General features: G+C 55.0%; 7 protein-coding genes. 5 read left to right on the top strand and 2 right to left on the bottom strand.

All coding sequences use genetic code 11. The features are described from left to right. Positions 1-103: 103 nt before the first annotated feature. Together QZ326_RS08490 and QZ326_RS08485 are read left to right on the top strand one after the other, a co-directional pair. Entirely contained in the window at positions 104-1147 is a 1044-nt protein-coding gene (locus QZ326_RS08490; protein ID WP_172523417.1) for a dipeptidase, read from the top strand. A 339-nt stretch (positions 1148-1486) separates the two neighbouring features. Continuing rightward, positions 1487-3673: a tetratricopeptide repeat protein gene (locus tag QZ326_RS08485; RefSeq protein WP_295743910.1), complete on the top strand. Its 2187-nt coding sequence runs from the start codon at positions 1487-1489 to the stop codon at positions 3671-3673. Between the two features lie 41 nt (positions 3674-3714). On the opposite strand, the gene QZ326_RS08480 is transcribed toward QZ326_RS08485, so the two are convergent. Continuing rightward, entirely contained in the window at positions 3715-4515 is an 801-nt protein-coding gene (locus QZ326_RS08480) for an HAD-IIA family hydrolase (protein WP_172523415.1), read from the bottom strand. 280 nt (positions 4516-4795) lie between these two features. On the opposite strand from QZ326_RS08480, the gene QZ326_RS08475 reads away from it, so the two are divergent. Beyond that, a complete protein-coding gene (locus tag QZ326_RS08475) occupies positions 4796-5452 on the top strand; it encodes a YitT family protein (protein ID WP_295743904.1) in 657 nt (218 codons plus the stop codon). Between the two features lie 37 nt (positions 5453-5489). Then, positions 5490-7256, top strand: a complete 1767-nt coding sequence (locus QZ326_RS08470; protein ID WP_295743901.1) for an ABC transporter ATP-binding protein — start codon at positions 5490-5492, stop codon at positions 7254-7256. A gap of 10 nt (positions 7257-7266) precedes the next feature. Here QZ326_RS08470 and QZ326_RS08465 read toward each other — a convergent pair whose 3' ends face one another. Beyond that, positions 7267-8805: an alpha-amylase family glycosyl hydrolase gene (locus QZ326_RS08465; protein ID WP_295743898.1), complete on the bottom strand. Its 1539-nt coding sequence runs from the start codon at positions 8803-8805 to the stop codon at positions 7267-7269. Positions 8806-9613: 808 nt separating this feature from the next. Between QZ326_RS08465 and QZ326_RS08460 the strand changes: the two genes are divergently transcribed. Continuing rightward, complete coding sequence (locus QZ326_RS08460) at positions 9614-10906, top strand: HAMP domain-containing protein (protein WP_295743895.1); 1293 nt, start codon at positions 9614-9616, stop codon at positions 10904-10906. Positions 10907-10927 lie beyond the last annotated feature (21 nt).

The raw sequence follows: 10927 nt of genomic DNA, 5'->3' as shown, positions 1-10927 counted from the left end.
GGATAGCACACTGATCCGTATGCAGACGACGAAGCGGCTGCATACGGATCATGGGTACCGTGTGGTAGAAGGGAATATGCGGAACTAAAATAGGAGGAGCAAAATGATTACTGACATGCACTGTGACACCATCAGTGAGATCCGTCATCGGCGGGCTCTGGAGGGCGAAGCCTGCCGTCTGGAGGAAAATACTCTGCACATAGATGCCCGGCGGCTTAAAGACAGCGGCTATCTGCTCCAGTGCTTTGCCCTGTTTGTGAGCCTTCGGGGCTGCGGGGCTCTTCGGGAGCAGGGAGAACAGCCGTCCGTGTCCCGACCAGATCTGGCCTGGGAGGAGGTGCGGGAGCTGCATCGGGTTTACCGGCAGGAATTGGAATGCTGCGGGAAGCTGCTGCAATCGGTGGAAAGCGCCAAAGACCTGGAACAATGCCGCCGGACGGGGAAGGTGGGGGCATTGCTCACCGTGGAGGAAGGCGGGGTCTGCGGCGGCAGTTTGGATCGCCTGGAGGAGTTGTATGACATGGGGGTGAGGATGCTGACCCTGACCTGGAACTTTCCCAATGAACTGGGCCATCCCAATATCAATGCCCTGGATATCCGGCAGGGGTATCCATCCCTGTTCTTGCCGGATACCTTGCATGGTCTGACAGACAGGGGCAGGGACTTTGTGGCCAGAATGGGGGAACTGGGTATGCTGGTGGATGTCTCCCATCTTTCGGACAAGGGATTCTGGGATGTGGCGGAGGTTTGTGGCAGGCCCTTTGTGGCCAGTCATTCCAACGCCCGGGCGGTGTGTCCCTGCGTGCGGAACCTGACAGACGAAATGATCCGCACCCTGGCGGAGCGGGGCGGCGTTATGGGACTGAATTTCTGCGCGGATTTCCTGCGCACTGTGCCGGAGGGGGAGAAAAATCCCGGCAGACTGGAGGATGTGACGGCCCATGCCCGGCATATCCTCCGGGTGGGCGGGGAAGACTGCCTGGGGCTGGGCTCTGATTTTGACGGCATCGACACCAACCAGGCTCTGCCCGGCGCACAGTCCATGGGAAAACTTTGGGAGGCGCTGAAGCAAAGCGGATTTACCGAGAGGCAGCTTGACAAGATATTTTACGCCAATGTTCTGCGGGTGCTGGAAGGGGTTCTGTAAAAGCGGAAAACTGACAGAGAGACAACATGTGGCATCGGGGAAAGGCAGTAGTATGCGGCATCGGAGAAAGATAGTAGCATACGGTATCGGGGAAAGGCAACAGCATATGGCATTGGTTAAAGCAGCGCAAGGGCCACCAGGGCATGGCACAGACATGACTTGCCATAGACAGGCGGATTGGGTATAATGAAATCATGCCTGCAGCCCGGACAGCCTGCCGGTATCTGCAGTGTCGGTTTTACCAGGCGGCAGGGCGTTAAAACCCGGACGGAAACTATAAATGAACGGGATGGAAGCAGGGATATACAGGATCTGAGCTTGAGAAGGAGGAGTATGGAAATGGCTGGGGAAAACGATGTCATCAAGTATGATCTGACGTGGGAGGACCATGGGTTTGACGTGGAGAAATGCCGGATCTCCGCAGAGTCGGGTTATGCGCTGGCACAGGATATGATGGGGAACTGCTACAAGTGGGGTGTCTATGCCCCCAAGGATTTTACCACCGCAGTGGCATGGTTTGAAAAGTCGGCGGCCCAGGGGAACGCAGCTGCACAGCGCAGCCTGGGATATTGCTACGACGAGGGCCAGGGGGTGGAACAGAATTGGGAGAAAGCCGTGTACTGGTACATAAAAGGCGCGGAGGGGGGCGATGCGGATGCCCAGCAGAACCTGGCGATCTGCTATGAACATGGTAAGGGCGTTCCCATAGATACGGCAGAGGCGGTGAAATGGTATGAGGCTGCGGCCCGGCAGGGCCATGAATGCGCCCAGTACTGCCTGGGCCAGTGCTATGCCAACGGTGTGGGAGTGGAACGGGATTACGGCAAGGCCATAGAATGGTATGAAAGATCTGCCGCCCAGGGAGACGAGGACGCGCTGTGCGCGCTGGGAGGCTGTTATTATAATGGTCAGGGAGTTACGCAGGACTACCACCGGGCGGTGAAATATTTTGAGGAGGCTGCGGAGAAAAACTCTCCCTATGCCATATCTAATCTGGGAACCTGCTATTACTATGGGAACGGCGTGGAGCAGGACTATGCCATAGCGGTAGAATTATATAAAGAGTCCGCTGAGATGTGCAATAGGGGAGCCATGTATCATATGGGTTATTGCTACAGCCACGGGACGGGAGTGGAGCAGGACTATAAGAAATCTTTCGAGTGGTATGAAAAAGCAGCCCTGCTTGGAGATCTGGACGCCCAGTATAGTCTGGGTATGATCTATAAGGACGGCCAGGGAGTGAAACAGGATTATGCCAAAGCCCTGCAGTGGTTTGAGAAAGCGGCCGGCCAGGGGGATGCGGATGCCCTGCTTGCCCTGTCCGATCTGTACGACAAGGGAGAGGGAGTGGCTCGGGACAGCGTTCTGTCAGCCCGGCTGTGTGAGAAGGCGGCTCTGGAGGGATTGGCTGTTGCCCAGTACAATATGGGGGTCAACTGTGAACAGGGAACAGGTGTGGAGCAGGACTATGGCAAAGCGGCCCAGTGGTATGCCTTGGCGGCGGAGCAGGGAGACGCCAAGGCCCAATACAATCTGTCCGTGCTGTATGATCAGGGCAATGGGGTGGAACTGGATGAGGAGAAAGCAGCCCTGTGGTGTGAGAAAGCGGCGGAGCAGGGGTATGCCCCTGCCCAGCACAACCTGGGATATTATTATGAAAATGGCAGCGGCGTGGAAGAGGATGAGGAAAAAGCGGCCCGGTGGTATGCTCTGGCGGCGGAGCAGGGTCATGCCCTGGCTCAGTTTGCCCTGGCCGTCTGTTATGAGCATGGCCAGGGGGTGGAGCAGGACGATGCCCAGGTAGTGCAGTGGTACGGCAAAGCGGCTCAGCAGGGTCATGCCGGCGCTCAGTTTGGTCTGGGGTATTGCTATGATAAGGGAAAAGGGGTGAAACAGGATCTTGCCGAGGCGGTTCGGTGGTATACCGAGGCGGCCCTGCAGGGGGATGTGGATGCCCAGTTCATTCTGGCGGAATGCTATTACAGCGGGCGGGGTGTGGAAGAGGACGATACAGAAGCGGTCAGGTGGTATACGGAAGCCGCCAAACAGGGAGACGCTTCCGCGCAGTACTGCCTGGGAGTCTGCTATCGGAACGGCATCGGCGTGGAGGCAGACGACGCCCAGGGAGTAAAATGGTATAGAAAAGCCGCGAAACAGGGCAATGTCAATGCGCAGTTCAGCCTGGGCTATTGTCTGGAAAAAGGGGAAGGTGTGGAACAGGACGAAGAAAAGGCTGTGACATGGTACAAAAAAGCCGCCGCCCAGGGGCATACGGACGCCCAGTTTAATCTTGGAGTCTGCTACAAAAACGGACGGGGTGTGGAAATGAATTACAAACAGGCCGTGAAGTGGTATGGCAAGGCGGCGGCCCAGGGCAATTCCAGCGCCCAGTATATGATGGGAGTCATGTATCTCAAGGGGCTGGGGGTATCTCAGGATGTGCCCGAGGCTGTGGAGTGGTTTACCAAGGCGGCGGAGCAGGGCAATGAAAAGGCCCAGGACGTGCTGCAGAGGCTGGGATATTAACAGACTAAACCGGGGATCTTACCCCCGGACAGCATATTTTTTCATCCACGGCAGGCTTCCAGCAGCTTCTGTACATCAGCAAAGGCGTAAGCAGGTTTATATTGGGTGCGGGCCACCTCTTCGGGGGTGGCCTCTCCTGTGTAAAGGACACAGGTGTCCACCCCTGCGTTCAGTCCGCAGGCGATATCCGTGTAGAGCCGGTCTCCCACCACCAGGGTCTGTTCTGCCGTATATCCGCTGTCTGCCTGACAAAGGGCCACCACCTGGGGATTGGGTTTGCCCAGGTAGCGGGGGGCTTTGCCGGTGGAGGCGGTGATCATCTGACAGATGGAACCGCAGTCCGGGATAAAGCCGAAGTCTATGGGGCAGCACAGGTCCGGGTTGGTGCCATAAAAAGGGATGTCCGTGAGGGACAGCAGCCGGCAGGCTTTGACCAGTTTTTCGTAGGTAAGCTCGCTGTCATATGCCACCACGGCGCAGGCGGCATCCTCCTGTGCTTCTTCGGTCACATGCAGTCCGTTTTTACGCAGCTCGGCGATATAGGAGGCTGTGCCAAGCACATAGATTTTATCCCCGGAATGATGCTCCTGCAGATGGCGCAGGGTCATATACCCGGATGTGACAAACTGGCTCTCGTTGGTCTCCAAGTCAAAAACTTCCCGAAATTTTTTTACATAATCCCCATTGCTCCGGGTGGAGTTGTTGGTGATATAGTAGGCGGCGCCGCCCACGGACCGAATATAGTCCAGCAGATCGCGCGTGCCCGGATACAGTGTATCCCCTACTGCGATGGTTCCGTCAATATCAAATAGAAACAGTCTTTTTGATGATAGTGGTGTCATATCGGTTATCCTTTTTTACATATTTCATATGGTGAATTTCTTATCAGGAACCGTTTTCCCGGGATACAGTCCTGGGAACAGCGGGAACTTTGGTATAAGGGATTTTATCACAAGTGTATGGGCGTTTCAAGTATTCTTTCTGCACAAAATCCTTTAGCAGGACATTTCTTTTCGGCAGACTTCTGTTAAAATACGTATTGTGAAACGGAATAGCCCGGGGTATAATGAAAGCGGGCGCAGACTGCAAAGGCCCGGAGAGAGAAGTACAAGGAGGACTATTATGAAAATGACCTGTTTTGCCAGGCCGCCGAAATTCTGGACGCGGCTGGCGATGATGATAACCGGGGTGACAGTACAGGGTTTTGGTCTGTCCCTGCTGATCCGGCTGGCGCTGGGTACGGATCCCTGTTCCTGCCTGACCCAGGGGGTGATCAACTACCTGCCCATCAGCTTTGGCACGGCCCAGCTGCTGTGCCATCTGGTGACATTTGTCTTTGTGCTGCGGTTTGACATGAGTTATATCGGATTCGGCACCATCGGCAATATGGTGTTTCTGGGGTACATATCGGATTTCTTCGGATGGATTTGGGACAGTGTGCTGCCCCAGGGCTTTTTCGCTTCCCAGCCGGTGCGCTGGGGGCTGCTGGTTCCGGTGCTGATCGTATTCGTCCTGGGAGCCTCCACTTATATGACGGCGGGACTGGGTTCTTCCCCCTATGACGCCATGCCTTTTATCATCTCCCATAAATGCAAAAAGATTCCCTTCAAGGCCATCCGCATGATCTGGGATATCTCTTTTATGGCGGCGGGATTCGCACTGGGAGGGGATGTGGGTATCGTGACGCTGGGAGTGGCGTTTTTCCTGGGGCCGGTGATCTCATTCATGCAGAAGAAACTGGCGGTGCTGCTGAAGCAGGAGGCGCAGGCGGCGGCCTGAAAACAACCCGGGGAGAAAGCCTGCACTTAGGGAGAGGATGAAAATGGAGAAAAGAAAATATAAATCATCGGTACTGATTAAACGGTTTATGCCCTACTATAAACCCCATGTGAAAGTGCTCTGTCTGGACCTGTTCTGCGCGGCCCTGACCACCATCTGCGAGATCGTGCTGCCGCTGATTATCCGGCATATCACCAACCAGGCCATGGAGGACCTGGCGATGCTGACGGTGCGCACCGTGGGAGGACTGGGGCTTTTGTACCTGACACTGCGGCTGATTGACGCGGCGGCTTACTATTATATGGCCTATACCGGTCATGTGATGGGGGTGGATATAGAGACGGATATGCGCCGGGACGCCTACGGGCATTTGCAGAAGCTGTCCAACACCTATTATAACAACACCAAGGTGGGGCAGATCATGGGGCGCATCACCAACGATTTGTTTGATGTGACGGAGTTTGCCCATCACTGCCCGGAGGAATTCTTTATCGCCGGGATCAAGGGGGCAGCCTCCTTTATCATTCTGTGTACCATCAATGTACCTCTGACGCTGTTTATCTTTTGCGTCATTCCGGTGATGGTGGTGGTGTGCAGCAGGATCAATTTCCGGCTGCGGGCGTTGTTCCGCCAGCAGCGGCAGCAGGTGGGAGAACTGAACGCCCGGATCGAGGACAGTCTGCTGGGGCAGAAGGTGGTGAAGGCCTTCGCCAACGAACATGTGGAGAACGAAAAGTTTGAGCAGGACAACCGGAAATTTTATCAGATCAAAAAGCGCAGTTACCGCTACATGGGACTTTTTCAGTGTTCCACCAGGCTTTTTGACGGTCTGATGTATCTGGTGACCATCGTGGCAGGCGGGCTTTTCGTGATTCGGGGAACCATCCGGCCCAGCGATCTGGTGGCCTATGTGATGTATGTGTCCACCTTCATTGCCACGGTGCGACGGATTATTGAATTTGCCGAGCAGTTCCAGCGGGGCATGACGGGGATTGAGCGCTTTCTGGAGATCATGGACGCGGATATTGATATCTTTGATGAGCCGGGAGCCGTGGACTTGAAGGCCCCCCAGGGCGACATTGTGTTTGAGAATGTAAGTTTTGAGTATCCCGATGACCACAATCAGGTATTCCGCAATCTGAACCTGCGTATCAGGCCCGGGGAGAAGGTGGCCCTGGTGGGTCCCTCCGGAGGCGGCAAGACCACGCTGTGCAATCTGATTCCCCGGTTCTATGATGTGACCGGAGGCGAGATTTATCTGGACGGGAAAAATATCAAAGGGCTGACGCTGAAGAGCCTGCGCCGCAGTATCGGGGTGGTACAGCAGGAAGTATATCTGTTTTCCGGCACGGTCTATGAGAACATTGTGTACGGACGGATGGAGGCTTCCCGGCAGGAAGTGGAGGAGGCTGCCCGCAGAGCCGGAGCCCATGAATTTATCATGGGCCTCAAGGACGGCTACGACACTTATATCGGTGAGCGGGGGGTGAAACTCTCCGGCGGACAGAAACAGCGGATCAGCATCGCCCGCATGTTTCTGAAAGACGCGCCCATCATTATTCTGGACGAGGCCACATCGGCGCTGGATAACGAGAGCGAGTACGAGGTGGCCAAGTCTCTGGCGGCGCTGTCCGAGGGACGCACCACGCTGACGGTGGCCCACCGCCTCTCCACCATACGCAACAGTGACCGCATCCTGGTGCTCACCGAGGAGGGGATCACCGAGGAGGGCAGCCATGAGCAGCTGATGGAGTTGGACGGAATTTACTGCCATCTGTATCAGATGGCCAACGAGATGAAGTGAGGGGCCGTTTTTATTTCTCAATAAAGACAGCGGCGGGGCCGTCCATATGGAGCGTGCCTCCTTCCAGACGCAGGGCTGCGCCCAGCTTGTACAGGATGGAGCCGCCCACGTCGGGTACGGCCGCTTTTTCATCGGCGGGGTGAATCACTACTGTGATGCTCTGACCGCCGTAAGACCGTTTATAGACCAGGGGATATCCGTCGGAGACGAAAGTGATATCCCCTTTGTTCTGCAGCGCGGGATGCTTCTGACGCAGCGCCATAAGCCGCTTGATTTCGCTTCGCAGGGAACAGGGATCTGCGGACTGGCTCTCCGCGTCGGGGCGATCCCCGCTCTCATCCTGGGGAATATAAAGTTTCTCTTTGGCGGCGGCGGAAAAACCGGCGTTCACTCCTTTGTTCCACTGCATGGGGCTGCGGGAGCCGGTCCTGCCATATCCGCCTTCCACGGAGACCAGGTTCTCCACATAGCGCATCCCGATTTCATCTCCATAGTAGATAAAGGGCGCGCCGGGCATGGAGAGCAGAAAGGCGAAGGCAATCTTCATCTCTTCCTGATCCAGGCGGCGGGCCAGTCTGTCCATATCATGGTTCCCGGAGGGGATACAGATGAGTCCTTTTCCGCCCACTTTCGCATAATTTTCCCGGTAAGCGGCCACAAATTCCCTGGCGCTGCCCCTGCCCCTTCTGGAAAAATAGGGTTCGTCGCAGCGGAACAGATCGTTGTAGTGAGAGGGGCCGAAATGCAGCAGGAAATCCATGTGGAAACCGGCTACCAGGGATTTGTCGGGTTCTCCCCACTCGGAGACCATGACGGCTCCGGGGAATTCCCTGTCCAGGAACTGACGGATATCCTGCCACAGGGCGATGGTTCCCTTACATTCTTCATCCTGCTTTACCAGGGAGCCTGCCATATCCACCCGGAAGCCGTCACAGCCCATTTTCAGCCAGAAACTCATAATGTCTTTCAGTGTTTCCCGGGTGGCCATGGGTCCCTCGCCGTCCATGGGCTGCTGCCATTTGCAGTCCGGGTCGGGCCTGTAGAAACCGTAGTTGAGAGAGGGCTGATGGGAGAAGAAGTTCACGGCGCAGGAACCGTCCCGGGAGGATATTCCCCGGATGCAGCCCATGCCCTGGGGCTCCTCCCAGATACTGTCCGTCCAGATATAGCGGTCCGAATACGCATTCTTTTCTGCTTTCATGGATTCCCGGAACCAGGGATGGGTCACTGCCGTATGACCCGGAACCAGGTCCAGCAGCACATGCATGTCCCGTTTATGGGCTTCCCGGAACAGATTGGCCAGGTCCTCGTTGGTGCCGTACCTGGGAGCCACCGTGTAATAGTCCTCCACATCGTAGCCCGCGTCTCCGAAGGGGGAAAGGAAACAGGGGTTAAGCCAGAGGGCGGTGCAGCCCAGGTCCCTGATATAGTCCAGCTTCCCGATAATACCGGGAATGTCCCCGATGCCGTCGGCATTAGTATCACAAAAGGATTGGGGGTAGATCTCGTAGAATACGGCTTTGTCCAGCCAGGCAGTTTGATTGCTCATGATGATTCCTCCTGTTTTCGTTTGGCATATTTTTTGGATGTACAGTTCAGATGATTCCGGTGAGAGGCCCTTCCGGAATCGACGGTAAAAACGTTTCCGACTCTTTATAGAAGTTATAATACTATGTATATCAGGCAAATACAAGCAAAAAAGGCGCTGTGTGAAGGCTCCTTTTCAATATGGTCAGTTAGTTAAAAATGAGAGTAAATTATTGGGTAAATAGATGAGTAAAAGCAAGAGTAAAATGTAACAAAAAATAAATTAAATTTGAGAAAAAAACAGCCTTTTTCATTGACATACTTTTGACGGGATGGTAAACTGAACTTAATATTTACCAATCCAGTATGCTCACATCTTTATACCCTGTAAAATTCTGCAGGAGGATTTTTCACGGGCAGAGCGGGAAAAGGAGACTTTGCAGTAGAAACGTTTCCTGATCGCAACGCGGCCCGACGGGAAAGCGGCAGGGCGGAATCGGTGTCGGCTTATCGGAAGTTTACCAGAGTGCAAATTGCGCAAAACGCAGCCATTTGACCAAAGCAACGGGGGAATCATTATGGGAAAAGCAAAAGAGAAGCCTATTGACAAGCAGCAGGGAAAGGCGCCGAAAAAAACCAAGCTGCCTGGAGCACCGAAAGCGCCTGAAGCAGCAGGAGCGCCCAAGCCGCCGAGAGCGTCCAAGGTACCGAAGGCGTCCAAGTCTGCAGGAGAAATTTCAGCCCCAGGGGAAAAGGGGGCGGGGACAGGCAGAACCGCCGGACGCAGAATTTCTCCTAACAGCCTGATGGTAAAGATGATAGGGGCTTTTGTGATCCTGATCATCATGATTTTCCTGGTGGGAACAGTCTCCTATTCGGTGGCCAAGAGTGTGGTAAGCCAGGAGGTGAAAGCCTCCATGACAGATACGGTCTCCGCCAAGGGGAGCTATCTGGAGTTGGGGCTGCAGCAGGTAGACAACCAGATGCTGGAGATTATCTCCATGGAGGAGTGCGCCGCCTATTATCTCAATCCCAAGCTGGATGTCTCTGCCCTGACCAAGGAGCAGACCACTGCCAAGGGTGAGGTGAGTTCCAAAATTTTGAGCTTGAAAAGCATATCCGATTTTGTATATCATGTGTATCTGATCAGCGATGTGGCCACGGGGCTGACCACTACGCCCGTGACGCTGGGCATGGGAACCTATGAGGAATTTATCGCCTCTGCGGAGGGGCAGCAGATCGACGCATCCTCGGACAAGTGGGGGTATCTGGGCAGGCATCCTTTTCTGGAGCAGGCCGTGTATCAGGAGGATGACAAGTTCAACAGTTCCGATTATGCCATCAGCATGTGGCGCAAGGTGAACATGAAAACCAATATGATCCTGGTTGTGGACATTGACAAGAGCACCGTCTACAATGCCCTGGCAGAACTGGACAACGGTGAGGGCAGTTATGCCGCGTTTGTGGCTCCGGACGGAAATGAGACGGTATACTGCGGCGGCGGGACGCAGGAGGAAGCGCCGTCATTCAGCCAGATGGAGGCTTACCGGCAGGCGATTGAGGCAGAGGCGGCCGATGGCTACAGGGAAATCCGCTTTCAGGGCAGGCCCTATGTGTTTGCTTACTCCCGCATCGGTTCCACCGGAGCCATGCTGATCACGCTGGTGCCTACCAGCCAGTTCCTGGGGAATACGGGCAGCATACAGACCATTACATATCTCATGGTGTTGGTAGCGCTGGTGATTGCCGTTGCGATGTGCATCTTCCTGTCCGGAACGCTAAGCAGAGGCGTGACAGAGATCACCAGGCCCCTGGACAAGGTATCCAGGGGAGATTTTACGGCGCAGGTGACTCTTAAGAGAAAAGACGAGTTCGGTCAGATCGCCCGAAGCCTGTCTCATATGATTACCAGCATGAAAGCCCTGATTCAGGAAGTGCAGAGCGTGGTGTGGACGGTGCAGCAGACCTCCGGACAGGTGGGAAGCAGCACCCAGCAGCTGATGGAATCCAGCGACAGAATCCTGGGGGCCATTGATGAGATTGACAGGGGGGTGTCTCTGCAGGCGGAGGATGCTCAGGACTGTGTGGTGGCAAATGTCAAGAGTAAATGCGAAAAAATATAAAAAATTTTAAGCGGCCCCCAA

This window comes from uncultured Oscillibacter sp., assembly GCF_910587525.1.
Lineage (GTDB): Bacteria > Bacillota > Clostridia > Oscillospirales > Oscillospiraceae > Oscillibacter.
Note: the sequence above shows the minus strand (reverse complement) of the source record. Positions and strands in the feature narration are given on the sequence as shown.

Bases quoted from the DNA above. Each gene is read 5' to 3' on its own strand.
- QZ326_RS08485 (WP_295743910.1), top strand. From the start codon at position 1,487: ATGGCTGGGGAAAACGATGTCATCAAGTATGATCTGACGTGGGAGGAC.
- QZ326_RS08480 (WP_172523415.1), bottom strand. From the start codon at position 4,515: ATGACACCACTATCATCAAAAAGACTGTTTCTATTTGATATTGACGGA.
- QZ326_RS08475 (WP_295743904.1), top strand. From the start codon at position 4,796: ATGAAAATGACCTGTTTTGCCAGGCCGCCGAAATTCTGGACGCGGCTG.
- QZ326_RS08465 (WP_295743898.1), bottom strand. From the start codon at position 8,805: ATGAGCAATCAAACTGCCTGGCTGGACAAAGCCGTATTCTACGAGATC.
- QZ326_RS08470 (WP_295743901.1), top strand. From the start codon at position 5,490: ATGAAAATGGAGAAAAGAAAATATAAATCATCGGTACTGATTAAACGG.
- QZ326_RS08490 (WP_172523417.1), top strand. From the start codon at position 104: ATGATTACTGACATGCACTGTGACACCATCAGTGAGATCCGTCATCGG.